30 protein-coding genes and 1 pseudogene are annotated in these 26,504 nt (G+C 72.5%); 18 read left to right on the forward strand and 13 right to left on the reverse strand.

Translation table 11 applies throughout. The annotated features are described in order from the left end of the window. The first annotated feature begins 255 nt into the window (after nucleotides 1–255). From ACFV7Q_RS04740 to amaP, 7 genes are all read left to right on the forward strand, one after another. On the forward strand, nucleotides 256–477 hold the full coding sequence (locus ACFV7Q_RS04740) for a helix-turn-helix domain-containing protein (protein WP_179175146.1): 222 nt from the start codon (nucleotides 256–258) through the stop codon (nucleotides 475–477). Between the two features lie 164 nt (nucleotides 478–641). Next, complete coding sequence (locus tag ACFV7Q_RS04745; RefSeq protein WP_385423571.1) at nucleotides 642–1,421, forward strand: enoyl-CoA hydratase/isomerase family protein; 780 nt, start codon at nucleotides 642–644, stop codon at nucleotides 1,419–1,421. 216 nt (nucleotides 1,422–1,637) lie between these two features. Beyond that, nucleotides 1,638–2,072, forward strand: coding sequence for an Asp23/Gls24 family envelope stress response protein (locus ACFV7Q_RS04750; RefSeq protein WP_385423573.1), 435 nt, complete (start codon nucleotides 1,638–1,640; stop codon nucleotides 2,070–2,072). A 10-nt stretch (nucleotides 2,073–2,082) separates the two neighbouring features. Beyond that, nucleotides 2,083–2,265, forward strand: coding sequence for a hypothetical protein (locus tag ACFV7Q_RS04755; protein ID WP_385423575.1), 183 nt, complete (start codon nucleotides 2,083–2,085; stop codon nucleotides 2,263–2,265). Nucleotides 2,266–2,278: 13 nt separating this feature from the next. Continuing rightward, on the forward strand, nucleotides 2,279–2,734 hold the full coding sequence (locus ACFV7Q_RS04760) for a hypothetical protein (protein WP_385423577.1): 456 nt from the start codon (nucleotides 2,279–2,281) through the stop codon (nucleotides 2,732–2,734). Next, entirely contained in the window at nucleotides 2,731–3,501 is a 771-nt protein-coding gene (locus ACFV7Q_RS04765) for a DUF6286 domain-containing protein (protein ID WP_385423579.1), read from the forward strand. Before ACFV7Q_RS04760 ends, ACFV7Q_RS04765 begins: the two co-directional genes overlap by 4 nt. Nucleotides 3,502–3,506: 5 nt before the next feature. Continuing rightward, nucleotides 3,507–4,064 carry an alkaline shock response membrane anchor protein AmaP gene (gene amaP, locus ACFV7Q_RS04770; protein ID WP_385423581.1) on the forward strand — a complete coding sequence of 186 codons (558 nt, stop codon included), beginning with the start codon at nucleotides 3,507–3,509 and terminating at the stop codon, nucleotides 4,062–4,064. Between the two features lie 33 nt (nucleotides 4,065–4,097). Here the strand turns inward: amaP and ACFV7Q_RS04775 are convergent, their stop codons facing one another. The 6 genes from ACFV7Q_RS04775 to ACFV7Q_RS04800 all read right to left on the reverse strand — a co-directional run bounded on the left by ACFV7Q_RS04775 (nucleotide 4,098) and on the right by ACFV7Q_RS04800 (nucleotide 8,065). After that, nucleotides 4,098–4,853, reverse strand: coding sequence for an SDR family oxidoreductase (locus ACFV7Q_RS04775; protein WP_385423583.1), 756 nt, complete (start codon nucleotides 4,851–4,853; stop codon nucleotides 4,098–4,100). A 72-nt stretch (nucleotides 4,854–4,925) separates the two neighbouring features. After that, nucleotides 4,926–5,720: an SURF1 family protein gene (locus tag ACFV7Q_RS04780; RefSeq protein WP_385423585.1), complete on the reverse strand. Its 795-nt coding sequence runs from the start codon at nucleotides 5,718–5,720 to the stop codon at nucleotides 4,926–4,928. Nucleotides 5,721–5,835: 115 nt separating this feature from the next. Then, on the reverse strand, nucleotides 5,836–5,964 hold the full coding sequence (locus ACFV7Q_RS04785; RefSeq protein WP_385423587.1) for a hypothetical protein: 129 nt from the start codon (nucleotides 5,962–5,964) through the stop codon (nucleotides 5,836–5,838). A gap of 86 nt (nucleotides 5,965–6,050) precedes the next feature. Continuing rightward, nucleotides 6,051–6,284, reverse strand: coding sequence for a hypothetical protein (locus tag ACFV7Q_RS04790; protein ID WP_385423589.1), 234 nt, complete (start codon nucleotides 6,282–6,284; stop codon nucleotides 6,051–6,053). A 63-nt stretch (nucleotides 6,285–6,347) separates the two neighbouring features. Next, nucleotides 6,348–7,325: a DEDDh family exonuclease gene (locus tag ACFV7Q_RS04795; RefSeq protein ID WP_385423591.1), complete on the reverse strand. Its 978-nt coding sequence runs from the start codon at nucleotides 7,323–7,325 to the stop codon at nucleotides 6,348–6,350. Then, a complete protein-coding gene (locus ACFV7Q_RS04800) occupies nucleotides 7,322–8,065 on the reverse strand; it encodes a TetR/AcrR family transcriptional regulator (protein WP_385423593.1) in 744 nt (247 codons plus the stop codon). Before ACFV7Q_RS04800 ends, ACFV7Q_RS04795 begins: the two co-directional genes overlap by 4 nt. 144 nt (nucleotides 8,066–8,209) lie before the next feature. On the opposite strand from ACFV7Q_RS04800, the gene ACFV7Q_RS04805 reads away from it, so the two are divergent. The 4 genes from ACFV7Q_RS04805 to ACFV7Q_RS04820 are packed head-to-tail and all read left to right on the forward strand — an operon-like array spanning nucleotide 8,210 to nucleotide 12,424. Further along, nucleotides 8,210–9,007 (forward strand): acetoacetate decarboxylase family protein, encoded by a 798-nt coding sequence (locus tag ACFV7Q_RS04805; RefSeq protein ID WP_385423595.1) that lies wholly within the window; start codon nucleotides 8,210–8,212, stop codon nucleotides 9,005–9,007. Nucleotide 9,008: 1 nt separating this feature from the next. Further along, entirely contained in the window at nucleotides 9,009–9,893 is an 885-nt protein-coding gene (locus ACFV7Q_RS04810; protein WP_385423597.1) for an SDR family NAD(P)-dependent oxidoreductase, read from the forward strand. Nucleotides 9,894–9,902: 9 nt separating this feature from the next. Next, nucleotides 9,903–11,195, forward strand: coding sequence for an amidohydrolase family protein (locus tag ACFV7Q_RS04815; protein ID WP_385423599.1), 1,293 nt, complete (start codon nucleotides 9,903–9,905; stop codon nucleotides 11,193–11,195). After that, entirely contained in the window at nucleotides 11,192–12,424 is a 1,233-nt protein-coding gene (locus ACFV7Q_RS04820; RefSeq protein ID WP_385423601.1) for an amidohydrolase family protein, read from the forward strand. Before ACFV7Q_RS04815 ends, ACFV7Q_RS04820 begins: the two co-directional genes overlap by 4 nt. Before the next feature lie 205 nt (nucleotides 12,425–12,629). On the opposite strand, the pseudogene ACFV7Q_RS04825 reads toward ACFV7Q_RS04820, so the two are convergent. Further along, nucleotides 12,630–12,968, reverse strand: a pseudogene (locus tag ACFV7Q_RS04825) (hypothetical protein); the annotation flags it as partial. A 59-nt stretch (nucleotides 12,969–13,027) separates the two neighbouring features. On the opposite strand from ACFV7Q_RS04825, the gene ACFV7Q_RS04830 reads away from it, so the two are divergent. Genes ACFV7Q_RS04830 through ACFV7Q_RS04840 form a run of 3 tightly spaced genes read left to right on the forward strand, consistent with a single transcriptional unit; the run spans nucleotide 13,028 to nucleotide 15,743 of the window. Further along, the gene (locus ACFV7Q_RS04830) at nucleotides 13,028–13,951 is read left to right on the forward strand and encodes a sterol desaturase family protein (protein WP_385423603.1); all 924 of its coding nucleotides are present in this window, start codon (nucleotides 13,028–13,030) and stop codon (nucleotides 13,949–13,951) included. Beyond that, complete coding sequence (locus ACFV7Q_RS04835; protein ID WP_385423605.1) at nucleotides 13,948–14,682, forward strand: lysoplasmalogenase; 735 nt, start codon at nucleotides 13,948–13,950, stop codon at nucleotides 14,680–14,682. Before ACFV7Q_RS04830 ends, ACFV7Q_RS04835 begins: the two co-directional genes overlap by 4 nt. Nucleotides 14,683–14,699: 17 nt before the next feature. After that, nucleotides 14,700–15,743 (forward strand): zinc-dependent alcohol dehydrogenase family protein, encoded by a 1,044-nt coding sequence (locus tag ACFV7Q_RS04840; RefSeq protein WP_385423607.1) that lies wholly within the window; start codon nucleotides 14,700–14,702, stop codon nucleotides 15,741–15,743. A gap of 81 nt (nucleotides 15,744–15,824) precedes the next feature. On the opposite strand, the gene ACFV7Q_RS04845 is transcribed toward ACFV7Q_RS04840, so the two are convergent. Then, nucleotides 15,825–17,366 carry a S8 family serine peptidase gene (locus ACFV7Q_RS04845; RefSeq protein WP_385423609.1) on the reverse strand — a complete coding sequence of 514 codons (1,542 nt, stop codon included), beginning with the start codon at nucleotides 17,364–17,366 and terminating at the stop codon, nucleotides 15,825–15,827. 255 nt (nucleotides 17,367–17,621) lie between these two features. On the opposite strand from ACFV7Q_RS04845, the gene ACFV7Q_RS04850 reads away from it, so the two are divergent. From ACFV7Q_RS04850 to moaA, 3 genes are all read left to right on the forward strand, one after another. Then, nucleotides 17,622–17,987 carry a DUF485 domain-containing protein gene (locus ACFV7Q_RS04850; protein WP_385423611.1) on the forward strand — a complete coding sequence of 122 codons (366 nt, stop codon included), beginning with the start codon at nucleotides 17,622–17,624 and terminating at the stop codon, nucleotides 17,985–17,987. Beyond that, nucleotides 17,984–19,633: a cation acetate symporter gene (locus ACFV7Q_RS04855; protein WP_385423613.1), complete on the forward strand. Its 1,650-nt coding sequence runs from the start codon at nucleotides 17,984–17,986 to the stop codon at nucleotides 19,631–19,633. The genes ACFV7Q_RS04850 and ACFV7Q_RS04855 overlap by 4 nt, the downstream gene beginning before the upstream one ends. Before the next feature lie 191 nt (nucleotides 19,634–19,824). Next, nucleotides 19,825–20,814 carry a GTP 3',8-cyclase MoaA gene (moaA, locus tag ACFV7Q_RS04860; protein ID WP_385423615.1) on the forward strand — a complete coding sequence of 330 codons (990 nt, stop codon included), beginning with the start codon at nucleotides 19,825–19,827 and terminating at the stop codon, nucleotides 20,812–20,814. 39 nt (nucleotides 20,815–20,853) lie between these two features. Here moaA and ACFV7Q_RS04865 read toward each other — a convergent pair whose 3' ends face one another. Together ACFV7Q_RS04865 and ACFV7Q_RS04870 are read right to left on the reverse strand one after the other, a co-directional pair. Next, entirely contained in the window at nucleotides 20,854–21,093 is a 240-nt protein-coding gene (locus tag ACFV7Q_RS04865) for a hypothetical protein (RefSeq protein WP_360634830.1), read from the reverse strand. 146 nt (nucleotides 21,094–21,239) lie between these two features. After that, nucleotides 21,240–21,572 carry a DUF3099 domain-containing protein gene (locus ACFV7Q_RS04870; protein ID WP_385423617.1) on the reverse strand — a complete coding sequence of 111 codons (333 nt, stop codon included), beginning with the start codon at nucleotides 21,570–21,572 and terminating at the stop codon, nucleotides 21,240–21,242. Between the two features lie 183 nt (nucleotides 21,573–21,755). Here ACFV7Q_RS04870 and ACFV7Q_RS04875 point away from each other — a divergent pair, with 183 nt between their 5' ends. After that, nucleotides 21,756–22,034, forward strand: coding sequence for a GlsB/YeaQ/YmgE family stress response membrane protein (locus ACFV7Q_RS04875; protein ID WP_385423619.1), 279 nt, complete (start codon nucleotides 21,756–21,758; stop codon nucleotides 22,032–22,034). Between the two features lie 94 nt (nucleotides 22,035–22,128). Here ACFV7Q_RS04875 and tyrS read toward each other — a convergent pair whose 3' ends face one another. From tyrS to ACFV7Q_RS04890, 3 genes are all read right to left on the reverse strand, one after another. Next, nucleotides 22,129–23,397: a tyrosine--tRNA ligase gene (tyrS, locus tag ACFV7Q_RS04880; protein ID WP_385423621.1), complete on the reverse strand. Its 1,269-nt coding sequence runs from the start codon at nucleotides 23,395–23,397 to the stop codon at nucleotides 22,129–22,131. A gap of 129 nt (nucleotides 23,398–23,526) precedes the next feature. Further along, nucleotides 23,527–24,915 carry a metallopeptidase TldD-related protein gene (locus ACFV7Q_RS04885; RefSeq protein ID WP_385423623.1) on the reverse strand — a complete coding sequence of 463 codons (1,389 nt, stop codon included), beginning with the start codon at nucleotides 24,913–24,915 and terminating at the stop codon, nucleotides 23,527–23,529. Next, nucleotides 24,912–26,465, reverse strand: a complete 1,554-nt coding sequence (locus tag ACFV7Q_RS04890) for a TldD/PmbA family protein (protein WP_385423625.1) — start codon at nucleotides 26,463–26,465, stop codon at nucleotides 24,912–24,914. Before ACFV7Q_RS04890 ends, ACFV7Q_RS04885 begins: the two co-directional genes overlap by 4 nt. Between the last annotated feature and the right edge of the window lie 39 nt (nucleotides 26,466–26,504).

The following is a 26,504-nucleotide window of genomic DNA, read 5'->3' on the forward strand; positions in this document are numbered from 1 at the left end:
ACGGCCCCGGCCGCGCTTTCCCACGAAGGCGCCCCGGGGCCGCGATTTTCCGGTTTCCGCCCTCTGACCTGGTGATTCCTCGCGCGGGTGAGGAAATGTGACGGACGTCATGCAGCGGAAGGTGAGATTCCGCTCTGCGTGAGCGTCCCCGCCCCGGGAAATGCCGTCGTACCGACCTTGCTGAATGGGTGGCCAGGAAGCCGGGGAGGGGTGATCATGAGAAGTCCAGAGCGCACTTCCCATGAGGAGGCACGGGTGGCCGAGACTCTGAAGAAGGGCAGCCGGGTGACCGGCGCCGCGCGCGACAAGCTCGCGGCAGACCTGAAGAAGAAGTACGACTCCGGTGCGAGTATCCGTGCGCTGGCCGAGGAAACGGGCCGGTCCTACGGATTCGTCCACCGGATGCTCAGTGAGTCCGGAGTCGTGCTGCGCGGTCGCGGTGGCGCGACACGCGGCAAGAAAGCGGCTTCGATCTGATCCCGGCCCCGGCCGCGAGGCCCGGGGCCGGGAGGGACAACGCTTGCCTGCCTGAACCGCGGTTCCTTCGGTGACCCCCGGTCGGCCGACCGGTCGACCGGGTGGTTACTGTGCAGTCACTTGGGCCGAGACTGCGGCCGACTGCACACCACCGGAGGCACCAGATGGCTCTGCTCGACAAGGATGGCGTACGGCTCACCGTGGACGACGCGGTCGCCACGGTGACACTGACCAATCCGGCCAAGCGAAACGCTCAGTCCCCCGCGCTCTGGCGGGCGTTGACGGAGGCCGGACGGTCGCTGCCGGGTACCGTCCGGGTCGTGGTGCTGCGCGGCGAGGGCAAGTCCTTCTCCGCCGGACTCGACCGGCAGGCGTTCACCCCCGAGGGCTTCGAGGGTGAACCCTCCTTCCTCGATCTGGCGCGCGGATCGGACGAACTGCTGGACTCCACCATTGCCGAGTACCAGGAAGCCTTCACCTGGTGGCGCCGCAATGACATCGTCTCCATCGCCGCCGTCCAGGGGCACGCGATCGGCGCCGGTTTCCAGCTCGCCCTCGCCTGCGACCTCCGCGTGGTCGCCGACGACGTCCAGTTCGCCATGCGCGAGACCAGCCTGGGGCTGGTCCCGGACCTGGCCGGCACCCAGCCGCTGACCTCCCTCGTGGGCTACGCCCGCGCCCTGGAGATCTGCGCGACGGGCCGTTTCGTGCACGCCGAGGAGGCCGAGCGGATCGGGCTCGCCAACCTGGTCGTTCCCCCCGCCGAGCTGGAGGCCGCGGTCCAGGACCTCACCTCGGCGCTGCTGGCCCCGCCGCGGGACGCGGTGGTCGAGACGAAGGCGCTGCTCCGCGGAGCCCCCTCGCGCGCGTACGACGAGCAGCGCGCCGCCGAGCGCGCGGCCCAGGCCCGCCGCCTGCGCGACCTGGCCGGCCTCTCCGACTGAGGGCAGACTCTCCCCCGATCGCCGGCCCGGCCCCGCGCCGGCCGGGCCGGCGTTGCCGTAACGGTCCGGCCGCCCGGCTCTGCCCGCCGGCCCCGTGCACCCCGCAACGGGGCCGACGGGCCGACCGGCGTAGTCCCGGGGCGTCCCGGGGCGCCGCGGCGTCCCCGCGCTTACCGTGGTGGTGCGAGTGAGTCCATCCGCGCGAAGGGACACGCGATGACCGAATCCGCTTCCGGGGGCGCCGCACGCGACCCCGCCGACCGCGGCCGTACGACCATCTCGGACGGAGTGGTCGAGAAGATCGCCGGGCTCGCCGCCCGGGAGGTCGAGGGCGTCCACGCCATGGGCAGCGGCAGCGGCCTGTCGCGCACCTTCGGGGCCGTCCGCGAACGCGTCCCCGGCGGGGCCAAGTCCTCCGTCACCCGCGGCGTGAAGGCCGAGGTGGGTGAGGTGCAGACGGCCCTCGACCTGGAGATCGTCGTCGACTACGGGGTGTCCATCCGCGACGTGGCCCGGGCCGTCCGGCTCAACGTGATCTCCGCCGTGGAGCGGATGACCGGCCTGGAGGTCGTCGAGGTCAACATCGCGGTCAGCGACGTCAAACTCCCCGACGAGCCGGACGAGGAGCAACCGGAGCCCCGACTCCAGTGAGGGAGCCCGCATGAGCATGTCGGTCGTCGGCCTCTTCGCCGGCATCGCCCTGGCGTTCGCCGGCTACTTCGGTGGCTTCGGCGCCTTCCTGCTCGTGGCGGCGCTCGGCGCCATCGGCTTCGTCGCCGGCCGGTTCCTCGACGGGGAACTGGAGCCCGGCGACCTCTTCCGCCCGCGTCACCGCGGCCGGTGAAGGTGAGCCGCCGATGAGCACGCCGCCGACGAGCCCGTACCCCGCCGGAGCGCCCACCACCGCAGCGCCCCCCGCCGGGACGGCGCGGGAGACACTGCCCAGGGTCCCGCCCGCCGAGCGGGGGGCCACTCACATCGCCGACCGGGTCGTGGCCAAGATCGCGGCCCGGGCCGCCGGGGAGGCGCTGGCCGTACGGCCGGGTGGGTCGCCCAGGGGCGCCGGGCCGGGGGGTGCGGCCGCCCCGCACGCCACCGTGACGGTGCACCACGACATCGCGCGGGTCCGGGTGAGCCTGGAGCTCGACTACCCGTCCGACCTCGCCGAGAGCTGCGCGGCCGTGCGCCGCCAAGTGGTCCGGCGCGTCGAGGAGTGCGCCGGCATGGCCGTACCGGAGGTCGACATCGACATCGAGCACCTGCACTCCGTGCACACCCGCAGTGCCGCCGTACGGAACCGGAAGCTGCGGTGACGGCCCCCGACCCGACGCCCCCGCCGACTCCCGCGTCCCCCGGCCCCGTGCCGTCCGGGCCCCCGCCGTCCGGCCGCGCGTCGTCAGGCCGCGCGTCGTCAGGCCGCGCGTCATCAGGCCCGGGGCCGGACGGGCGCGGGGCGGGGCGGCGCGGTCGTGGCGGCCGCCGCGGCGACCACGTCCCCGGCCGACCGCCGGCCGTCGGCCGGTTCTGGTCGTCCCGGCGGATCCCGGCAGCGCTGACCGCCCTCGTCCTGCTCGGGGCGGCCGGCACGTTCCTCTACGACCTCGCCGCCCTACGGGCCCGCCGGCCCGGCATGCAGTGGCGCCGCGACCTCGCCGCCCGCCTCGCCGAACACACCCCCGCCGACCCGGAAGTGGTGATCGCCGCCGGGATCCTGGTCGTGGCCGGGGTGGTCCTGCTGGTGCTGGCCCTCACCCCGGGGCTGCGCGGCGTCCTGCCGATGCTGCCGCCCGGGGACGGGCCCGGGGCCGGCACCGCTGCCGGGGTCCGGGCGGGGCTCGGCCGGAAGGACGCCGCACTGGTCCTGCGGGACCGTGCGATGGAAGTGTCCGGAGTGCGGTCCGCGCGCGTGCGGGTGGGTCGCAGGGCCGTCGCCGTGCGGGCCGCCTCGCACTTCCGCGCACTGGACGACGTACGGGCCGACCTGGAGGCCGTACTCGCCGTCGGCATCGGCGAACTGGGCCTCGCCCACCCGCCGCAGACGCGGGTACGCGTCACCCGGGCCGCCGACGGGAAGAGGTGAGCCGCATGCTCCGGACGGTCAACCGGATCCTGCTCGGTCTGGTGGGGCTCGTCCTGCTCGCCGCCGGGGTGGGGGTGCTGGCGGCGGTGCCACCGCTCGGCGGCCGACACGCGCCGCTGCTCGCGGAGCAGACCCGGCGGGAGCACTGGCAGGCCGAGGGCTGGTGGTGGTGGGCCGTGGCCGCCGGCCTGGCGCTGTGCGTACTGCTCGCCCTGTGGTGGCTGCTGGCCCAGCTGCGCCGCCCGAGGCTGCCGTCCGTGCTGGTGGACACCGGTGACGGGGCGTTCGCCGTACTCCGGGGCCGCGCCCTGGAGGAGGCGGTGGCCGCGGAGGCCGGCGCCCTGCACGGGGTTTCCCGGTGCCGGGTCGTGCTGCGCGGGCGGCGGGGCGCGCCGAGCCTGCGGGTGGCCCTGGAACTGGAGCCGTACGCCGTCCCGGCCGATGCGCTCGCCGCCCTGTCCGGGCCGGTGCTCGGCCACGCCCGCACCTCGGCGGGCGTGGCCGGGCTCCCGGCCGAGGCCCGCCTCCGCGTGCACGGGCACCGCGCCAGGCGCGTCACCTGACGTGCCCCTGGAAACAGGACGCCCGCCGGCCGGTCAGAAGCCGTGCCGGAAGCCGCCGTCCACCGGCAGCATCACCCCGGTCAGGTACGAGGCCGCCGGCGACAGCAGGAACGCCGCTGTCCGGCCGAACTCCTCGGGGGTGCCGTAGCGGCCCAACGGAATGTGGGCCGCGCTGGCCGCACGGGCCGCCTCCGCATCACCGGACAACGCGTCCAGCTCCCGCACCCGGTCCGTGTCGATCCGGGCCGGCAGCAGCCCGACCACCCGGATGCCCCGCGGCCCGAGCTCCAGTGAAAGGGACTTGGCGAACCCGGCCAGCCCGGGCCGCAGCCCGTTGGAGATGGTCAGGCCCGGGATCGGCTCGTGGACCGAGCCCGACAGGACGAAGCCGATGACCCCGCCCTCGCCCAGTTCGGCTGCCGCCGCCCGGGCCAGGCGCACCGCGCCCAGGAACACCGACTCGAAGGCCGCCGTCCACTGGGCGTCCGTGTTGTCGGCCGCCGTTCCCGGCGCCGGACCGCCGACGCTGACGAGGATGCCGTCGAAGCGGCCGAACCGCTCCTTCGCCGTGGCGATGAGCCGGTCGGCTGCCTCCGGGTCGGAGTTGTCGGCGGCGACGCCCACCGCGTTCGGGCCGAGCGCGGCCGCGGCCTCGGCGGCCCGCTTCTCGTCGCGGCCCGTCAGCACGACGCGGGCGCCGTCCGCCGTGAGCTCGCGCGCGGAGGCGAAGCCCAGGCCGCGGGTGGCCCCGGTGACGATGTAGACACGGTCCTTCAGTCCAAGATCCATGTCCGACAACCTACGCGGTGCCGGCCCGCACCGTAACGGGTCGCGGCGCAGGGGTTCGCGTCCTGCCGCCGGCTACGCCGCCGGCGCCGGCTCCCGCCCGGGGGCACCGGCCGCGGTCGCAGCGGCCTCCCGGTCGCGCTTCTCCCGCCGTACCAGGACCAGCCAGCCCACCGGCACCGAGGCAGCGAACAGCCACCACTGCACCGCGTACGCCATGTGGGCGCCGATCGAGTCGTGGTCGGGGTCGGCGACCGGCTCGGGCACGCCGTCGGCCGGGGCCGGGGAGGTGAGCTCCAGGTAGCCGCCGAGGACGGGCCGGCCGAGGGACGCCGCCTGCTGCCCGCTGTTGATCAGCATGACCTGGCGGTCCGGCAGCCCCTTGCGGTCCTTGATGCCGCTGCCGCCGCTGGTCTCGTCCGCCTTCAGCCGGCCCGTGACCGTCACCTCGCCGGGGGGCGCGGCCGGCACCGGAGGGTAGGCGCGGGGGTCGTCGCCGCCCGCCACCCAGCCGCGGTTGACCAGCACCACCCGGCCGTCGGCCAGCACGAGCGGGGTCACCACGTGGAAGCCGACCTTGTCGTTGTTGGAGGTGCGCATCCGGACGACCACCTCGTGCGCGGTGTCGTACGTACCGGTGGCGGTGGCCGCCCGCCAGTAGTCGGACCGCGGGACCCGGTGGCCGGGGGACGTCAGCTCGGTGACCGGAACCGGCTGCGCGGTCAGGTTGGCCGCTATCAGCTCGTTCTGTGCGACCCGGTGCTCGTGGCGGTGGTATTGCCAGAACCCCAGCTTGATCATCACGGGGATGAGGACGAGGGCGAAGAGGGTGAGGGTCACCCACTGCCGGGTCAGCACGAAGCGGTACACGTCCACGACGGTACCCCCAGCCGCGAAGACCCCGGCGGCCGGGTGGCCGTCCGGGGTCGGGAGGGGAACCGGAGGGAAGGGAGGGGCGAGGTGGGGGGAACGTGCGGTGCGTGCGTCACACGTGGTCGACGATGCCCACCTTTCCCTCGGCGCGGGCGCAGTGCGCCCCGCAGTACCACTGGCCCTCGACCTCGACCCCCTGCCCGATGATCTGTACCCGGCAGTGCTCGCAGATCGGCGCCATGCGGTGGATGGCGCAGGCGAAGCAGTCGAAGACGTGACCCCTCCCTTGCGGGAGGGGCCTTCCCGTTGTCCGGCGGTGTTGGAGGGCTAGACGCGGTCGACGATGCCCACCTTCCCCTCCGCACGGGCGCAGTGGGCCCCGCAGTAGTAGTGGCCCTCGGCCTCGACGCCCTGCCCGATGATCTGTACCCGGCAGTGCTCGCAGATCGGCGCCATGCGGTGGATGGCGCAGGCGAAGCAGTCAAATACGTGAACCGCTCCTTGTGCATGAACCTCGAAGGACATGCCGTAGTCGTTTCCGCAGACCTCACAACGTGCCATGCGCCACAGGGTGGGACCGCGGGGCGGGCCGGGGAAGTGGGCGCCGGGCGAGTCGCCCGACGCTCACCCGTCTGCCGCAGCCACGTCCCGCAGCAGCTGGGTGAAGGCCGCCTCGTCGACCACCGGCGTGCCGTAGGCCTTCGCCTTGACGGTCTTCGAGGTCGCCGAGTCGGGGTCGTTCGTCACCAGCAGGCTCGTGAGCCTCGACACACTCGTCGCGACGTGCAGTCCGGCCTCGACCGCCCGGTCCTCCAGCAGCTCCCGGTCGACCGAGGTGTCGCCCGAGAACGCGACCCGCATGCCCTGCTTCAGCGGTTCGCCGTCCTGGAAGCGCCCCGGGTTGGGGTGCGGGCACGGCGGGCGCTTGCGCGAGGGCCGCCAGCTGTTGCCGCGGTACGAGGCCTGGTGGCCGATTCGCGCGGTGACGGGGGAGTCCGACCACTCCGTCAGCGGCCGGCACTCCAGCAGCGGCAGCCGCACCCCGCCCCGAGCGGCGGCGTGCAGCGACGGACGGAAAGCCTCCGCCAGGACCCGGGCGTCGTCCAGGGCGTGGTGGGCGCGCTGCTGGACCACGCCGAAGTGCGCGGCGAGCGACTCCAGCTTGTGGTTGGGCAGCGGGAGGTCCAGCTCCTTCGACAGGGCGATGGTGCACAGCCGCTGACGGACCGGCGCGGTCTCGGCGGCCCGTGCGTACTCCCGGGCGATCATCTGCCAGTCGAACATGGCGTTGTGGGCGACCAGTACCCGGCCGGCGAGGCGCTCGGCGAACTCCCCGGCGACGTCCTTGAACAGCGGTGCGTCCTGGAGCATCTCGCTGGTCAGGCCGTGGATCCACACCGGGCCGGGGTCCCGCTGCGGGTTGACCAGCGTGTACCAGTGGTCCTCCACGTTGCCCTGCGCGTCGAGCCGGTAGACGGCAGCGGAGACTATCCGGTCGTCGCGCGCGAGCCCGGTGGTCTCCACGTCGACGACCGCGTACCCCTTCGGGTACGCGGTCGGCCACGTCTTCTCTGCGGTCGTACGGTCGTCGAGCATGGTCAAAGAGAATACGGGCCCGCACCGACAGCCCGTTCCCCGCCGGGGTCGGATTCCGGCCGCGGTCGACCCGGTCCGCTCCCGCCGGGCCCCGCCCCCGGGTCCGGATCCGTCCCCGCCCCCGACCCCCCGCCCGGCCCCAGCAGCGCGGCCACCAGGGCCCGTACGGACAGCAGGAACAGCCGCTCCGGGTCCGCGGGGCGGGCCAGCGCCCGCGACAGGGCCGGGTCCCCGGCGGCCTGAAGGTCCCACAGTTCGCCCTCCGCCGGTGACTGGGCGGGTGAGCGCTCCCGGTTCCGCTCGACCAGGACGAAGCCCACCACCTGGAACTGGACGGCCCGGACCGCGTCCGCCGCCCGCGCCCCGCGCAACCCCGCCGCGTGCACCTCCCGGACCAGTGCCCGCTGGGCGGGCAGGAACATCCGGTCGGTGAGCCCGCGCTCGTGCACCATCGCGATCAGGTGCGGGTGCTCGCGCAGCTCGTGGCGCAGGGACCGGGCCACGGAGACGACCCGTTCGGCGGGGGAGCGGCCGGCCGGCCGGATCGCGCCCATCTCCCGCACCGTGAGCTCCACGAGCGCGTCGAGGAGCGACTCGCGGTTGCCGACGTGCCAGTAGATGGAGGTCACGGCCGTGCCCAGCTCGGCGGCGAGCCGGCGCATGGTCAGGGCACCCGGGCCGTCCTGCTTGACCAGGCGGACGGCTGCTTCCAGCACCTTCTCGCGGGTGAGCGCGGACCTGGCCATGGGTGGTCGCCGCCAATCGGAATCTGTCGAGTCCTCAATTCCGCTGTGTGCGGGGGTCTTCACCCCTCATCGACCGCGGTGTAACTGTGTTACAGAACCTCCCCCGGACTTCGTCCGGGGGACCCCAGAAGGGTGGTGCGAGCCATGGCACGCGTACGGTACGGAGCGCTCACCGAGGCCGAGATCGCGGCCTCGCGCGCGAGGAGTTCCAGCCTGCCCGACATCTGGTCCACCGGTGTGGTGGCCGTCTGGGAGAGCGACCCCGACGTGGTGGCGGCGGTCCTACCGCCCCCGCTGAAGCCGGCCGAACGGCCCCTGGTCCGGGCCGCCATCAGCCGGGTCGACCTGCCCGGCTACCCCCTGGGCGCCGGATCGGTGGCGGTCGCCGCCCGGCACGGCGGGGTCGACGGCTGGTACCCGCTCGTGATGCCCATGACCCACGAGCGCGCCCTGACCGGCGGCCGTGAGGTCTTCGGCGAGCCGAAGAAGCTGGGCGAGGTCACCGTCGAGCGCGACGGACTCGTCGTACGGGCCTCGCTCGCCCGGCACGGCATCGCCTTCGTGGAGGTGCGCGGGGCGGTCGACCGGGAGCTGCCGCCGCCCGCACCGGCCCGCAGGACGGACTTCTACTTCAAGTTCCTGCCCGCGGTGGACGGCTCCGGCTTCGAGGACGATCCGGTGCTCGTGCACTGCACCCGCAACGAAAAGGTCCGCACCCTGGAGCACGTCACCGGTGACGTCGTCCTGCGCGAGTCGATGTTCGACCCCGTCGCCGACCTCACCGTCCGCCGCATCGTCGAGATCACCATCGGCGAGAAGACCACCGACCAGCAGGGCCGCGCCGTCGAACGGGTCAGCGCCCAGGCCCTCCTGCCCTACCTCCACCAGCGCTACGACGACCCCCGGCAGGCCTTCGACGGCCCGCCCGACGGGGGTGCGTGAGATGCGGCTCGAAGCCGGCCAGACCGCCGTCGTCACCGGAGCCGCCGGCGGCATCGGACTCGCCATGGCCCGCCGCTTCGCCGCCGAGGGCCTCCGGGTCGTCCTCGGCGACGTGGAGGAGGCAGCCCTGCACAAGGCCGCCGACGAGCTCACCGCGGAGGGCGCCGACGTGCTCCCCGTCCGCGTCGACGTCGGCGACCGCGACGCCGTCCTCGCCCTGGCCGACACCGCGTACGAGGCCTTCGGCGCCGTCCACGTGCTCTGCAACAACGCGGGCGTCGGCTCCGGCGCCGAAGGCCGGATGTGGGAGCACGAGCCGGCCGACTGGCAGTGGGCCTTCTCCGTCAACGTCTGGGGCGTCTTCCACGGCATCCAGGCCTTCGTCCCCCGCATGATCGCGGCCGGCACCCCCGGCCACATCGTCAACACCTCCTCCGGCGACGGCGGCATCGCCCCCCTGCCCACCGCCTCGGTCTACGCGGTCACCAAGGCGGCCGTCGTCACCATGACCGAGTCCCTCTACGCCCACCTCAAGGCCGAGGGCGTGCCCATCGACGCCTCCGTCCTCTTCCCCGGACCGCACATGCTGCGCACCGGACTGTGGGAGTCCCACCGCAACCGCCCCGAGCGGTTCGCCAAGCAACGCCCGCGCACAACCCCGTACCGCACCCTCGACCAGTACGAGGCCGCCATGCGGGCCGCCGGCCGCGAGGTGCGGTTCACCCCGGTCGAGGAGGTCGCCGCACACGTGGTCGAGGGGATCCGGGCCGGCCGCTTCTGGATGCTGCCGCCGAGCGAGCACAGCGACCGGCAGATCCGTGCCCGATCGCAGTCCATGCTCGACCGCGCCAACCCCACCTACCTGGAGAGTTTCATCCTCGACTGAGGAGCCACCGTGGACGACAGCGCGTACGACGACCCGTACCTGATCATCTCCTCCGACTGCCACGCCGGACTGCCCACCGAGCAGTACCGCCCGTACCTCGACTCCCGTTTCCACCGCGCGTTCGACGAGTTCCTCGGGCAGCGCGACGCCCGCCGCGAGGAGGCCACCCGTCTCGGCATCCGCAACGAGGCCTTCGCCACCAAGTGGTTCCACGACCACGAGGAGGGCCTCAAGGGCGGCTGGGACACCGGTCAACGGCTCAAGGAACTGGACGGCGACGGGGTGGCCGCCGAGGTCGTCTTCCCGGACGCCGATGCCGTGGACAGCCAGACCGCCGCCCCCTTCGGCGTGGGCCTGGGCCTCTCCGGCGACCAGGACCCGGAGCTCGGCATGGCCGGCGCCCGGGCCCACAACCGCTGGCTCGCCGACTTCGTCTCGGAGCACCCCGAACGCCACTGCGGGGTGGCCCTGCTGCCCGTGACGGCCGAGCCGGACAGGGTCGTCGCCGAGATCCACCGGGCCAAGGAGTCCGGCCTCGGCGCCCTGATGATCCCCTCCATGTGGGTCGACAAGGCCCCGTACCACGACCGCCGCTACGACCCGGTCTGGGCGGCCGCCGCGGAGACGCGGATGCCGGTCGTCACCCACTCCGGGGCCGCGCCCCGCCACGAGTACGGCGACCACCTCGGGATCTACGTCTCCGAAGTCACCTGGTGGCCCTCCCGCCCGCTGTGGTTCCTCCTCTGGTCCGGCGTCTTCGAACGGCACCCGGGGCTGCGGTTCGGGGTCGCCGAGGCCGGCTGCTGGTGGTTGCCCAACCAGCTGTGGTTCATGGACCGGCTCTACCTCGGCGCGCACGGCGGCAAGAAGCTCTCCCCGTTCGCCGGGCTGAAGCGGCCCCCCAGCGAGTACCTGGACCGCCAGGTGTTCATCTGCGCGACCAACACCAAGCGGCGCGAACTCGCCCAGCGGTACGAGATCGGCGTCGACAACATCCTGTGGGGCTCCGACTTCCCGCACCCCGAGGGCACCTGGCCCGCCACCCGGCAGTGGCTGCGCAACACCTTCCACGACGTCCCGGTCGCCGAGACCCGCCGCATGCTGGGCCTGGCCGCCGCCGAGGTCTTCGGCTTCGACACGGAGGAACTCGCCCCGATCGCCCGACGCATCGGCCCCACCCCCGCCGACCTGGGCCAGTCCCCGGACCAGGCGGCGGTGGAGGCGTCCTGGACCCGTTCCCGCGAGACCGGCCGGCACTGGCTGACCGGCAACGACTTCCCGGTCCTGGGGGTGAACCCGTGAACGGCGACCGCTACACGGTCATCTCGGCCGACTGCCACGCGGGCGCCGACCTGCTCGACTACAGGCCGTACCTGGAGCGGAAGCACCACGACGACTTCGACGCCTGGGCGGCCGGCTACGTCAACCCGTACGAGGACCTCCTCGCCGACACCGCCGACCGCAACTGGAACTCCGACCGGCGGCTGGCCGAACTGGAGGCCGACGGCATCGTCGCCGAGGTGGTGTACCCCAACACCATCCCGCCGTTCTTTCCCAGCGCCTCCCTGATGGCGCCGGCCCCGACCCGGGCCGAGTTCGAACAGCGCTGGGCGGGCCTGCGGGCACACAACCGCTGGCTCGCCGAATTCTGCGCGCAGGCGCCGGGCCGCCGCGCGGGCGTGGCCCAGATCCTCCTGAACGACGTCGACGAGGCCGTACGGGAGATCCGCCGCACCAAGGAAGCCGGCCTGACCGGCGGCATCCTGCTCCCGGGAGCCCCTCCCGGCAGTGGCGTCCCGGAGCTGTACGCGCAGGCCTACGACCCGATCTGGGCGGTCTGCGACGAGCTGGACGTCCCGGTCAACCACCACGGCGGCTCGGCCTCGCCGCCGCTGGGGGAGGAGCCGGCGGCCCGGGCGGTGTTCATGGTGGAGACCACGTGGTTCTCCCACCGGGCCCTGTGGCACCTGGTCTTCGGCGGGGCCTTCCGCCGCCACCCCGGCCTGAAGCTGGTCCTGACCGAGCAGGGCTCCGGCTGGATCCCGGGCGTCCTGGAGATGCTGGACTACTACCACGGCCGACTGGTCGGCGCCGCCGCTGCCGGGGCCGCGACCGCCGAGTCCAAGTTCGGCGCGGGCCTGGCCGACGCCATGGGCAGGGGCCCGAGCGAGGTCTGGCGGGACAACTGCTTCGTGGGCGCCAGCTTCATGCGCCCCCACGAGGTGCCGCTGCGCCACCGGATCGGCCTCGACAAGATCATGTGGGGCTGCGACTACCCCCACGACGAGGGCACCACCCCGTACTCCCGCGAGGGCCTGCGCATCGCGTACGCGGGCCTTCCGCGGGAGGAGGTCGCCGCGATGGTCGGCGGCAACGCGGCCCGCGTCTACGGCTTCGACCTGACCCTGCTGGACGCCTTGGCGGCGAAGCACGGCCCGACGGTCGCGGAGATCGCCGAGCCGTTGGCGGAGCCCCCGCCCGACGCCACCAGCCCGGCCTTCGCCCGCGGGGGCTCGGTCCGGGTCTGGTGACCACGCCAGCCTTCGCCGGGGCGGCTCCTACTGGAACAGGAGCCGCTCCGGCGGGAACAGCTCGGCGCCGCGCACGGCCGTGTCGCGGTGCACGTGGACGGTCAGCCCTGACAGCTCCGCGAGCCAGCCGGATCAGATCCCGGCACACGGCCTCGGCCGCCGGGCCCAGGCCCGCGCTCGCCGCCAGCTCCGCCGGGTCGAGGTCCGCCGCGAAGAGGGCGTCGGCGTCCAGCCGGCCCCGTCCGGCGAAGGCGTCCGCGACCGCGTCGAGCGCCGCCAGCCGTTCGTGTTCCGGCAGCCGGGACGCCGCTTCCCCCAGCCGCTCCGCGAGCCGTTCGGCGAGCCGGCGCAGTTCCGGTCCGCCGAGTTCCGCCGGCCGCTGCCAGTGCGGCACCGGTCGCACCGGCCGCTCCGTGAGGCCTGCACCGGGTACCTGCCCGAGCCGTGAGCTCCACAGCCGGCTCGCCGCCGCAGCCGCCGCCCGTAAGGCGGCCGTTTCGAGTCCCGTCACGCGTCCTCCCCCTTGTACCCGTGGTAACCCCATCGGATACTGATCGGTAACAACCCCTAGCGGCACCCCTGAACTCGCCCTAAGGTGCGCCCATGCCAAATCTGCCCGATGTCGTGCTGTGGTCCATACCCGCCTTCGTCCTGCTCACCGTGATCGAGGTGGTGAGCTACCGGATCCATCCCGACGAGGACGCCGCCGGGTACGAGGCCAAGGACGCCGTCACCAGCCTCACCATGGGCATCGGCAGCATCTTCTTCGACTTCCTGTGGAAGATCCCCGTCGTCGCGATCTACACCGCGGTCTACGAACTGACCCCGCTGAGGGTGCCGTTCCTGTGGTGGACCTTCCTGCTCATGCTGTTCGCCCAGGACTTCTTCTACTACTGGCAGCACCGCGGGCACCACGTCATCCGGATCCTGTGGGCCTGCCACGTCGTCCACCACAGCAGCCGGAAGTTCAACCTCACCACCGCACTGCGCCAGCCGTGGACCAGCGCCACCTCCTGGCCGTTCTACCTGCCGATGATCGCCCTGGGCGTGCACCCGGCGGCCGTCGCCTTCTGTTACTCCGTCAACCTCCTCTACCAGTTCTGGATCCACACCGAGCGCATCGACAAGCTGCCCCGCCCGGTCGAGTACGTCTTCAACACCCCCTCCCACCACCGCGTCCACCACGCCTCCCAAGGCGGCTACCTGGACCGCAACTTCGGCGGGATCCTGATCGTCTGGGACCGGATGTTCGGCTCCTTCGTCCCCGAGACGGACAAGCCAGTCTTCGGGCTGACGAAGAACATCACGACGTACAACCCGCTGCGCGTCGCCACCCACGAGTACGCCGCCATCGCCCGCGACGTGCGCGCCGCGCGCAGCTGGCGCGAGCGCGCCGGACGGGTCTTCCGCGGCCCCGGTTGGCAGCCCGCCTCCGCCTCCGCCTCCGCCTCCGCCTCCGTCCCCGTCCCCGCCGTCCCCGCCCCCGCGGCACCGGCGGCACCGGCCGCGCCGGAGCGGACCGCGTGAGCGCCGCAGCCCCGGCGGCCGCGGGACCGGGCGCCCACGGCGCGGGCGCGGCCTGCGGCGCGCGGGCGACCGCCGGCCGGTTCCTGCTCGCCGCCTTCGCCGCCGCCACCGCCGCCGACCTCGTGTCCCTGCTCGCCGACTGGCACCCGGGGCACGTCCTCTTCAAGCCGCTGCTGATGCCGCTGCTGGTGGCGTACGCCGTCACCCGCCGCGCGCCCCGCCTGCTGCTCGCGGCCCTGCTGTTCGGCTGGGGCGGCGACCTGGCCCTGCTCTTCGACGCCGAGCCCGCCTTCCTCGTCGGCATGGGCTCCTTCGCCGTCGGGCACGTCTGCTACCTCGTCCTCTTCGGTCGGGGCCGGACGCACCCCGCCCTGGCGGCCGCGTACGCCGCCGCCCTGCTCGGCACCGTCGGGCTGTTGTGGGGCGACCTGCCGGCCGACCTGCGGATCCCGGTCGCCTGCTACAGCCTGCTGCTCACCGCGATGGCCTGCCGGGCGGGCGTTGCCGGCCTGCGCGCGGGCATCGGCGGGGCCCTGTTCCTGCTGTCCGACTCGCTCATCGCGAGCGGGGTCGCCGCCTGGCCCCAGCTGCCCCGCCCCGACTTCTGGATCATGGCCACGTACGCAGCCGCCCAGTACCTGCTGACCACCGGTGCGCTCGCCGCGACCGGGCAGGCGTACGGTAGGGAAGCTGTATCGGCCAACGACGGCCGGATGCGAACCGAACCCTGACCCGGAGCTGTACCAGCATGCGCGCCACCGTCATCCACGCCCCGTACGACATACGCGTGGAGGAGGTGCCCGACGCGGTGGTCCGGCACCCCGGGGACGCCGTCGTCCGCGTCCTGCGCGCCTGCATCTGTGGCAGCGACCTGTGGGCCTACCGCGGCGAAGCCCAGCGGCAGCCCGGCCAGCGCATCGGCCACGAGTTCCTCGGCATCGTCGAGGAGACCGGCTCCGAGGTGTCGGGGCTGCGCACCGGAGACCTGGTCGTCGCGCCGTTCATGTGGTCGGACGGCACCTGCGACTACTGCTCCGAGGGCCTGTTCACCTCCTGCGTGCACGGTGGCTTCTGGGGCTCGGTCGGCCATGACGGCGGTCAGGGCGAGGCCGTCCGCGTCCCGCACGCCGACGGCACCCTCGTGAAGCTGCCCGCCGAGGCCGCCTCCGACGACCACCTGCTGACCGCGCTGCTCGCGCTGTCCGACGTGATGGGCACCGGCCACCACGCGGCGCTGGGCGCCGGGGTCCGCGAGGGCTCCACCGTGGCCGTCGTCGGGGACGGCGCGGTCGGCCTGTGCGGTGTCCTCGCCGCGAAGCGGCTGGGCGCCGAGCGGATCATCGCCCTGGGTCGGCACGCGGCCCGTACCGACATCGCCAAGCTCTTCGGGGCCACGGACGTCGTCGCCGAGCGCGGCGAGGCCGCGGAGGCCGCCGTGCGCGAGCTCACCGGCGGCCAGGGCGCGCACGCCGTCATCGAGGCGGTCGGCACCGAGCAGTCGATGCGCACTGCCGTCAACATCACCCGCGACGGAGGCGCCGTCGGCTACGTCGGCGTCCCGCACGGCAGCGGAACCGGCCTCGATCTCGGCGTGATGTTCGACCGCAACATCAGCCTGCGCGGCGGCGTGGCCCCGGTGCGCGCGTACATCCCCGAGCTCCTCCAGGACGTGCTGAGCGGCGTGATCGACCCGGCGCCGGTCTTCGACCGCGGCGTCGTCCTGGACGAGGTCCCGGACGGCTACCGCGCGATGGACGACCGCACCGCACTCAAGGTGATCATCAAGCCCTGACGCCCCGAACGACGGAAGGGCCGGCCGGGGATCCCTCCCCGGCCGGCCCCGTACGACCGACGTGCGCCGTCCGGCGTGCGGTTACTTCACGGCCTTGAGCGCGTCGACCACGCCGTAGCCGTAGTAGCCCGTCTGGCCCCACTTGCTCGCGCAGGTGGTGGCGTCGACCAGCGCGCCCGTGGCGTCGTACACCTGAGTCGGGCAGTCCGTCTTGGTGGCCTGGGACTTCATCATGCGCTGCAGCTGGGCCGGCGAGGCGTCCGGGTGCGCGCTCTTGAGCAGTGCGGCGACACCCGCCGCGTGCGGGGCGGCCATCGAGGTGCCCTGCTTGTAGCCCCAGCCGCCGCCCAGGACGGTCGACAGCACACGGCCGTTGGCGTCCGGGGTGGCCGGGACCTGCCACTTGTCGCCGCCGGGGGCGGCCACGTCGACGACGCCGAGGCCGTAGCTGGAGTAGTACGACTTGAAGCCCTTGTCGCCGGTCGCGCTCACCGTGACCACGCCGGGCAGCTGCGTCGGCAGGTCCAGGCAGACCTTCGGGTCGATGGTGCGCGGGCCCGGGGTGGTGTCGTTCGGGCTGGAGTCGTCGAGGATCGAGTCCGCGGCCAGGTCGTGGTTCGAGTTGCCGGCCGAAGCGACGCTGAGGACGCCCTTGCGCTCCGCGTACTTGGTGGCCCGGGTGAGGGCCTCCACCAGCGCGCCCTGGTCGCTGTCCGACTTGCAGTTGTAGAGCCACGGGTCGACGTAGTAGCTGTTGTTGGTCACCTCGATCCCCTTCTCGGCGGCGAACATGAAGCCGCAGACGACCGCCTCGGTGTAGAAGAGGCTGGTGCCGGGCTCGCTCACCTTGATGCCGGCGACCTTGGCGCCCGGGGCGACACCGCTGATGCCCACGCCGTTGCGGGCCGCGGCTATGGTGCCGGCCACGTGGGTGCCGTGGTCGCTGCCGTCCGGGTACGGACGCCAGGCGCCCTCGGAGGTGTCCGCGACGCCGCCGACGCAGTTGGCCGACTGCGTCTTGGAGAAGTTCGGTGCGAGATCCGGGTGGGTGTCGTCGACACCCGTGTCGATGACGCCCACCGTGACGTCGGGGCTGCCATCGTTGATCTTGTGAGCCTGGTCGGCCTTGATCGTCCGCAGGTCCCACTGGTTGGGCTCCAGCGGCTCCTGCCCCGCCTGCGCCGCCGCGGCGGCCTTGGCGGCGTCCGCTGCGCTCAGCTTCTGCGTGGCACCCTCGTCGGTGGTCTGCACCGCCTGCAGGGGGGCCGTGCGGGTGGCGCCGACGGACACGAACAGGCTGCGCTGGGCACGCAGCGTCTTGGCGAACTCCGGGTTCTGGGAGTGCGCGATGACCACGCCTATCTGCTCATAGGCGATCACCACCGTGCCACCGGCCCGCTCGATGGCCTTCTTCGCCTGCTTCACCGTCCCGTACGCGGTCAGGTTCGCCACGTACGACAGCTTCGGGCCGGTGGTGTCGGTCTTCGCCGCCGCCGCGGCGCCCGCCGTGGTGCCCAGCGGTGCGGCGGAGGCCGCGACCGAGGGCAGGAAGGCGAGCGAGGCGGTGAGCGCCAGGCCGACCGGTACGGCGAGGCGCCGGCGGCCGGATCCCAGATGAGCCATGGGTTCTCCACATCATCCGTGAAAAAGTCGTCCGCGCGCGGTCGCGCAGGACGACGGGTTCATGACAGGTGAACCTAATGCCGGTGCTCGCCTTTGCGCCATCAGTTCGAGGAATCAGTTTCCAAAGAATCCGGGGACGTTGAACCGTCCCGGCCTCCCGTCCGTGCCGTTGTCAGGGGGACCGGTTCGCCGGGCCCCCGCACGGAGGTTGATTTGTCCGTCCCCACCGCACCAGCGTCACAAGGAGAGTCCCCCGTGACCACCGAAGCAGCGCCGCCGCCGGGCAGCGCGGGAACGTCCACGGCAAGCCCCACCGCCGAGCAGTTCGTCACCGTCCAGCAGAGCGCCGAGTTCGCCGGACTGCGCCGTTCCCACCGCTCGTTCGCCTTCCCGCTCACCGTCGCCTTCATCGCCTGGTACCTGCTCTACGTCCTGCTGTCCAATTACGCCGGCGGCTTCATGGGGACCAAGCTGTTCGGCAACATCAACGTCGCGCTCGTCCTCGGCCTCGGCCAGTTCGCCACGACCTTCCTGATCGCCTGGCTGTACTCGCGGCACGCGGCCCAGCAGCTCGACCCGAAGGCGGAGGCCATCAAGGCGCGGATGGAGAACGGCGCATGACCGGCACGCTGCACCTCACGGCGGCTACGGCGCCGCACACCACGGCCGCGGCCGGTGCCGGCGAACACCGGCCGCTGATCATCACCCTCTTCGGCCTGTTCGTCGTCGCCACCCTGATCATCACGGTCCGGGCCGGCCGCCAGACGCGGGACGCCGCCGACTTCTACGCGGGCGGGCGCCAGTTCACCGGCTTCCAGAACGGCCTCGCCATCTCCGGCGACTACATGTCCGCCGCGTCCTTCCTCGGCATCGCCGGCGCCATCGCCCTCTTCGGCTACGACGGGTTCCTGTACTCCATCGGATTCCTCGTCGCCTGGCTCGTGGCCCTGCTGCTGGTCGCCGAGCCGCTGCGCAACTCGGGCCGCTACACGATGGGCGACGTCCTGGCCTTCCGGATGCGCCAGCGGCCCGTGCGCACCGCCGCCGGCACCTCCACCATCGTGGTCTCGATCTTCTACCTGCTCGCCCAGATGGCGGGCGCGGGCGTGCTCGTCTCGCTGCTCCTGGGCATCACCAGCGACGGCGGCAAGATCGCCGTGGTCGCCCTGGTCGGCGTCCTGATGATCGTTTACGTGACCGTCGGCGGCATGAAGGGCACCACCTGGGTCCAGATGATCAAGGCGGTGCTGCTGATCGCGGGCGCCCTGCTGATCACCTTCCTGGTGCTGCTCAAGTTCGACTTCAACATCTCCGACCTGCTCGGTGCCGCCGCGGAGAACAGCGGCCAGGGGGCCAAGTTCCTGGAGCCGGGGCTCAAGTACGGCAAGGACCCCACCTCGAAACTGGACTTCATCTCCCTCGGCATCGCCCTCGTCCTGGGCACCGCCGGCCTGCCGCACATCCTGATCCGCTTCTACACCGTCCCCACGGCCAAGGCCGCCCGCAAGTCCGTGAACTGGGCCATCGGCATCATCGGTGCCTTCTACCTGATGACCATCGCCCTCGGCTTCGGTGCCGCCGCCCTGCTCAACCGGACCGACATCATCGCCTCCAACAAGGCCGGCAACACCGCGGCCCCGCTGGTCGCCCAGGAACTCGGCGGCGGTGCGGGCTCCACCGGCGGCGCGATCCTGCTCGCCGTGATCTCCGCGGTGGCCTTCGCCACCATCCTCGCCGTCGTCGCCGGGCTCACCCTCGCCTCGTCCTCCTCCTTCGCCCACGACCTGTACGTGAACGTGATCCGCAGGGGCAACGCCACCGAGGAGGAAGAGGTGCGGGCGGCCCGCTGGTCCACCGTCGTCATCGGCGCCGTGGCCATCTTCCTCGGCGCCCTGGCCCGCGACCTCAACGTCGCCGGCCTCGTCGCCCTCGCCTTCGCGGTCGCCGCCTCCGCCAACCTGCCGACGATCCTGTACAGCCTCTTCTGGAAGCGCTTCACCACCCGGGGCGCGCTGTGGTCCATTTACGGAGGCCTGGTCTCCTCGGTCGTCCTGGTGTTGTTCTCCCCGGTCGTCTCCGGCAAGCCCACGTCCATGTTCAAGGACGCCGACTTCTACTGGTTCCCGCTGGAGAACCCCGGCATCGTCTCCATCCCGCTCGGCTTCCTGCTGGGCTGGCTGGGCACGGTCCTGTCCAAGGAGAAGGCCGACCCGCAGAAGTTCGCGGAGCTCGAAGTCCGCTCCCTCACCGGAACCGGCGCCCACTGACCCCCCTGCCGCCGAACGCCGGCGTGCGCAGCGCGGCCGTGTCGTATGTCCGTACGACACGGCCGCGCCGTCTTGCGTCGAAACGGGTATCCCTGCCCGCCGCCTCTCTCGCGTAGGCTCGATCACAGCGCATGCACTCTCCACCCAGGCGGCGCACATCTGACAGGAACCGGACGGGGAGGGGGCCCACAGTGCTTCTCGACACCTATGGCCGCGTGGCCACTGACCTGCGCGTTTCGCTCACTGACCGGTGCAACCTGCGCTGTACGTACTGCATGCCCGAAGAAGGCCTGCAATGGCTGGGCAAATCGGACCTGCTGACCGATGAGGAGATCGTCCGGCTGGTTCGCATCGCCGTCACCCAGCTCGGGATCACCGAGGTCCGCTTCACCGGCGGGGAGCCGCTACTGCGCCCGGGCCTGGTCGGGATCGTGGAACGGTGTGCCGCCCTGGAGCCCCGTCCCAGGATGTCGCTGACCACCAACGGCATAGGCCTCAAACGCACCGCGCAGGCGCTCAAGGCCGCCGGCCTCGACCGCGTGAACGTTTCGCTGGACACCCTGCGCCCCGAGGTCTTCAAGACCCTCACCCGGCGTGACCGGCACCAGGACGTCCTCGACGGCATGGCCGCCGCCCGCGCGGCCGGCCTCACCCCGGTCAAGGTCAACGCCGTCCTGATGCCCGGCTTGAACGACGACGAGGCCCCCGACCTGCTGGGCTGGGCCGTCGAGAACGACTACGAGCTCCGCTTCATCGAGCAGATGCCGCTGGACGCCCAGCACGGCTGGAAGCGCGACGGCATGATCACGGCGGGTGACATCCTCAGCTCCCTGCGCACCCGCTTCACCCTCACCGAGGAGGGCGCCGAGGAGCGCGGCTCCGCCCCCGCCGAGCGCTGGATCGTCGACGGCGGCCCGGCCACCGTCGGGGTCATCGCCTCGGTGACCCGGCCCTTCTGCAGCGCCTGCGACCGCACCCGGCTCACCGCCGACGGCCAGGTCCGTACGTGCCTGTTCGCCACCGAGGAGACGGACCTGCGCGGAGCCCTCCGCTCCGGCGCCCCGGACGAGGAGATCGCCGGACTGTGGAAGACGGCGATGTGGGGCAAGAAGGCCGGGTCCGGGCTCGACGACCCGTCCTTCCTGCAGCCCGACCGCCCGATGTCGGCGATCGGCGGCTAGCCGGGAGCGTCATCGGGGGCCCGGCGGAGCCCGCGCCGGCTAGCGGCGCTCCGACCCCTCCGGCTGTACCCACTCCGTCAGCTCCACCACGTCCTTGAGGAAACCGCGGACCCCCAGGAACTGCGACAGGTGCTCGCGGTGCTCCTCGCAGGCGAGCCACGTCTTGCGCCGCTCCGGCGTGTGCAGCTTCGGGTTGTTCCACGCCAGGACCCAGACGGCCGCCGCGCGGCAGCCCTTGGCGGAACAAGTGGGAGTCTCGGGGGAGTCAGGGGAGTTCACGGCTCAACCCTACAAACCGACCCCGGGAAAAGGCGACGCCGAGCAGCCACGGGGGGAGCTGCCCGGCGTCGGTCCGTCGCTCCGACGGGGGATGCGGAGCGCGTACGCAGTATGTCACGCACGACCCGGTGCGGTGCACCGGAACTTCATGATTGATCTGAGGTTTTCCTGAGGTTTCCCGCTTCCAGCGCCGGACGCGCAGGTGGGGGCAGGAAGCTGGAGGGCAGCTTCGGTGTCGATTCGCGCCCCGCGTTGGCGATGACCACCGCCACGTACGGCAGTAGTCCGCCCGCGATGAGGGTCACCACCGCCAGGTGCCGCTCCACGTTCCACAGGAGCACCGTGGCGATGACCGACAGGGTCCGGATCACCATCGAGATCACGTACCGGCGCTGCCGCCCCCGCACGTCCTCATCCAGGCCCATCCGGGCCCCGGTGATCCGGAAGACCTCGGTCCCGTTCCGTTTCCTCCGCAGCATCGCTCCACCGCCCGATCCGACTCCCGGGTACTTCCTGGCCAGCCCGGTCCCTCCACGGTACGCCGACCCCGCCGCGGCCAGGAAAGGGGGGCGCCCCTGAACGGTCGTGCCCGTGGTGCGCAGTGCGCCGCACGGATCGAAACTGGGCCCAGCTGCGCACCACGCCCCACGAGGAGGCTCGACATGCAGTGGTTGTGGGCGATCATCGTAGGTTTCGTGCTGGGCCTCATCGCCAAGGCCGTCCTACCGGGCAAACAGCACCAGCCGCTCTGGCTGACCACCCTCTTCGGCATCGTCGGCGCCGTCCTCGGCAATGCCGTGGCCGGCTGGCTCGGCGTCGCGGAGACCCGGGGGATCGACTGGACCCGGCACCTGCTCCAGCTCGCCGGAGCGGTCCTGATCGTCGCCCTCGGCGAGATGATCTACACGTCGGTGCGCGGAGGGAAGAGGGGCACGGCCTGAGGACGGGCGGGGCGCGTGCCCCGCGGACGCGGCAGGGGCCGGCCCGGACGGTGTGTCCGGACCGGCCCCTGCGCCGTGCAGCGGTGCCTCCGGGTCAGGCGCCCGTGACCTCGACCGCGGCGAGGTTCTTCTTGCCGCGGCGCAGCACCAGCCAGCGCCCGTGCAGCAGGTCCGCCCCGGCCGGTACCGCGTCCTCGGCGGTGACCTTCACGTTGTTCACGTAGGCGCCGCCCTCCTTAACGGTCCGGCGGCCGGCCGACTTGCTGGCGACGAGCCCGGTCTCCGCGAACAGGTCCACCACGGGGGCGAGCTCCGCCACCTTCGCGTGCGGCAGCTCGGACAGGGCCGCGGCCAGCGTGGGCGCGTCCAGGTCCGCCAGCTCGCCCTGACCGAACAGGGCCTTAGACGCGGCGATCACGGCGGCGCACTGGTCGGCGCCGTGCACCAGCGTCGTCAGCTCCTCCGCCAGCGCGCGCTGCGCCGCACGCGCCTGCGGCCGCTCGGCGGTCTGCGCCTCCAGCTCCTCCAGCTCCTCGCGGGACTTGAAGGACAGGATCCGCATGTAGGTGGAGACGTCCCGGTCGTCCACGTTCAGCCAGAACTGGTAGAACGCGTACGGGGTGGTCATCTCGGGGTCGAGCCAGACGGCCCCGCTCTCGGTCTTGCCGAACTTGGTGCCGTCCGCCTTGACCATCAGCGGCGTCGCCAGGGCGTGCACCTGTGCCTGCGGCTCCAGCTTGTGGATCAGGTCGAGTCCGGCCACCAGGTTGCCCCACTGGTCGGACCCGCCCTGCTGGAGGGTGCAGCCGTAGCGGCGGTACAGCTCCAGGAAGTCCATCCCCTGGAGGAGCTGGTAGCTGAACTCCGTGTAGCTGATGCCCTCCTGCGACTCCAGGCGGCGGGCCACGGAGTCCTTCGTCAGCATCTTGTTGACGCGGAAGTGCTTGCCGATGTCCCGCAGGAACTCGATGGCGGACAGGCCGGCCGTCCAGTCCAGGTTGTTCACCATGACCGCCGCGTTCTCGCCCTCGAAGGACAGGAACGGCTCGATCTGCGTGCGCAGCCGCGTCACCCAGTTCGCCACGGTCTCCGGGTCGTTCAGGGTGCGCTCGGCCGTCGGACGCGGGTCGCCGATCTGGCCGGTGGCCCCGCCGACGAGCGCCAGCGGCCGGTGCCCGGCCTGCTGGAGGCGGCGTACGGTGAGCACCTGCACCAGGTGCCCCACGTGCAGCGAGGCCGCCGTCGGGTCGAACCCGCAATAGAACGTGACAGGACCGTCCGCGAACGCCTTGCGCAGCGCTTCTTCGTCGGTGGACTGGGCGAAGAGCCCGCGCCACTTCAGTTCGTCGACGATGTCCGTCACGGTCGTGACACTCCTTGAACGAGATGAAACAGGTGTTGAGGGGTTTCCCCGCCAGTCTAGGCGGGCGGGGAGCCCCCTCGGACGCCCGGCAGCGGCGGGCGCTGCCGGGCAGGGCGGACCCGGGGGGCCTCAGACGCCCCTGCTGACGGAGCTCATGTTGAAGTCCGGGATCCGCAGCGCGGGCATCGAGGCCCGGGTGAACCAGTCGCTCCACTCGCGCGGCAGGGTCTTCTCGGCGCGGCCCGCCTCGGAGGCCCGCGAGAGCAGGTCCACCGGGGACTCGTTGAACCGGAAGTTGTTCACCTCGCCGACGACCTCCCCGTTCTCCACGAGGTAGACGCCGTCCCGGGTGAGCCCCGTCAGCAGCAGCGTCGCCGGGTCCACCTCGCGGATGTACCACAGGCAGGTCAGCAGCAGGCCCCGCCCGGTGCCGGCCACCATCTCCTCCAGCGACCGGTCGCCGCCGGCGTCCATGAGCAGGTTCCCGAAGCCGGGGGAGACCGGCAGCCCGGTCAGGCCCGCGCTGTGCCGGGTGGTGGTCAGCCGGGTCAGCTCACCGTCCTTGATCCAGTCGGTCGCCGGGACGGGCAGGCCGTTGTCGAACACCGAGGCGTCGTCGCCCGAGCTGTGCGCGATCACGAACGGCGCCGACTCCAGGCCGGGCGCGTTCGGGTCGCTGCGCAGGGTCAGCGGCAGCCCGGACAGCTTCTCCCCGAGCCGGGTGCCGCCGCCGGGCTTGGAGAACACCGTCCGGCCCTCCACCGCGTCCCGGGCCGCCGCCGACCACATCTGGTAGATCAGCAGGTCCGCCACGGCCGTCGGCGGCAGCAGCGTCTCGTACCGCCCGGCCGGCAGGTCGAAGCGCCGCTCCGCCCAGCCCAGCCGTACGGCCAGCTCCGCGTCCAGCACGGTCGGGTCGACGTCCTTGAAGTCCCGGGTGGAGCGGCCGGCCCAGGCCGAGCGCTGCCGGTCCGGGGACTTGGCGTTGACTTCCAGCGTGCCGTTGGGCTGGTCGTGTCGCAGCCGCAGCCCGGTCGAGGTGCCCACGTACGTGGAGACCAGCTCGTGGTTGGCGAAGCCGTACAGCTCCCGGCCGCCCGCCCGGGCCCGGGCGAAGGCCTCGCCGAGCGCCGGGGCGAAGTCCGCGAACACCGCCGAGGAGGTCTCGGCCGGGGCGTCGGTGAAGTCCGGCGAGACCGGGGCCCCCGTGACCAGCGGCTGCGCGTCCTCGGCCGGGCCCGCGTTCCGGGCGGCGGCCTCGGCGGCCCGGACCAGCGGCTCCAGGTCCTCGGCGGTCACGGCGGAGCGCGAGACGACCCCCGAGGCCGTGCCCTCCTTGCCGTCGACCATGGCGATGACCGTCAGGGTCCGGCCGCGGGTGACGCCGTTCGTGGTGAGCGCATTGCCCGCCCAGCGCAGGTTGGCCGTCGACTCCTCGTCGGCGATGACGACACAGCCGTCGGCGGTGGACAGCTCCAGGGCCCGCTCGACGATCTCGTGGGGCTTCGTTCGGCTCATCGGCCGGCCTCCTGGGTCGTGTTCAGGATGTTGACGTCGCGGAACAGCGCGGAGGGGCAGCCGTGCGAGACCGCCGCCACCTGGCCCGGCTGGGCCTTGCCGCAGTTGAAGGCGCCGCCCAGGACGTACGTCTGCGGGCCGCCGACCTTCTCCATGGAGCCCCAGAAGTCGGTGGTGGTGGCCTGGTAGGCGACGTCGCGCAGCTGGCCGGCCAGTCGGCCGTTCTCGATCCGGAAGAACCGCTGCCCGGTGAACTGGAAGTTGTAGCGCTGCATGTCGATCGACCAGGAGCGGTCGCCGACCACGTAGATCCCGCGCTCCACCCCGCCGATCAGGTCTTCGGTGGACAGCCCGCCGGGATCCGGCTGGAGCGAGACGTTCGCCATCCGCTGCACCGGCACGTGACTGGGGGAGTCGGCGAAGGCGCAGCCGTTGGACCGGCCGAGGCCGGTCAGCCGCGCGATCCGCCGGTCCAGCTGGTAGCCGACCAGCGTGCCGTCCTTGACCAGGTCCCAGCTCTGCGCCTCGACGCCCTCGTCGTCGTAGCCGACGGTGGCGAGCCCGTGCTCGGCGGTGCGGTCACCGGTCACGTTCATGATCGGGGAGCCGTACTTCAGCGTGCCCAGCTGGTCGAAGGTGGCGAAGGAGGTCCCCGCGTACGCCGCCTCGTAGCCCAGCGCCCGGTCCAGCTCCGTGGCGTGGCCGATGGACTCGTGGATGGTGAGCCACAGGTTGGACGGGTCCACGACCAGGTCGTACCGGCCGGCCTCGACGCTCGGCGCCCGCATCTTCTCCGCGAGCAGGGAGGGGATCTCCTCCAGCTCGGCGTTCCAGTCCCAGCCGGTGCCGGTCAGGTACTCCCAGCCCCGGCCGGCCGGCGGGGCGATGGTGCGCATGGAATCGAACTCGCCGGTGGCGCCGTTCACGGCGACGGCGGTCAGCTGCGGGTGGATGCGCACCCGCTGCTGCGTGGTCACGGTGCCGGCGGTGTCGGCGTAGAACTTGTTCTCGTGCACGGCGAGCAGCGAGGCGTCGACGTGCGCGACGCCGTCGGCGGCGAGCAGCCGGGAGCTCCAGTCCGCGAGCAGGGCGGCCTTGTCCCCGTCCGGCACGTCGAACGGGTTCACGTCGTAGGCAGAGATCCACGTCTTGTCGGCGTGCACGGGCTCGTCGGCGAGCTCCACCCTCCCCCCAAGACTTCGTCCGGGGGGTACCCCCAAGTCGGCGCCCGCGGCCTTGATGACCTGCGCCGACAGCTTGGCCATGGCCACGGCCTGTGAGGCCACGCGGGCGGCGCCGTCCATGGTCAGGTCCACGCCGGAGGCGAAGCCCCAGGCGCCCCCGTGCACCACCCGGACCGCGTACCCGAGGTCGGTGGTGTCGGACCCGCCCGATGGCTTGGCGTCCCGCAACCGCCAGGAAGCGCTGCGGATCCGCTCCAGCCGGAAGTCGGCATGCTCGGAGCCCAGCGCTCGGGCCCGGGCGAGCGCCGCGTCGGCGAGCGCCCGCAAGGGCAGCGCGGTGAAGGCCGCGTCGATGGAATGGGGCACGGAAGTCCTCCCGTGGGTCGGGGCCGGTCCCCCCGATCA

It is taken from the genome of Streptomyces sp. NPDC059851, from assembly GCF_042732005.1.
GTDB lineage: Bacteria > Actinomycetota > Actinomycetes > Streptomycetales > Streptomycetaceae > Streptomyces.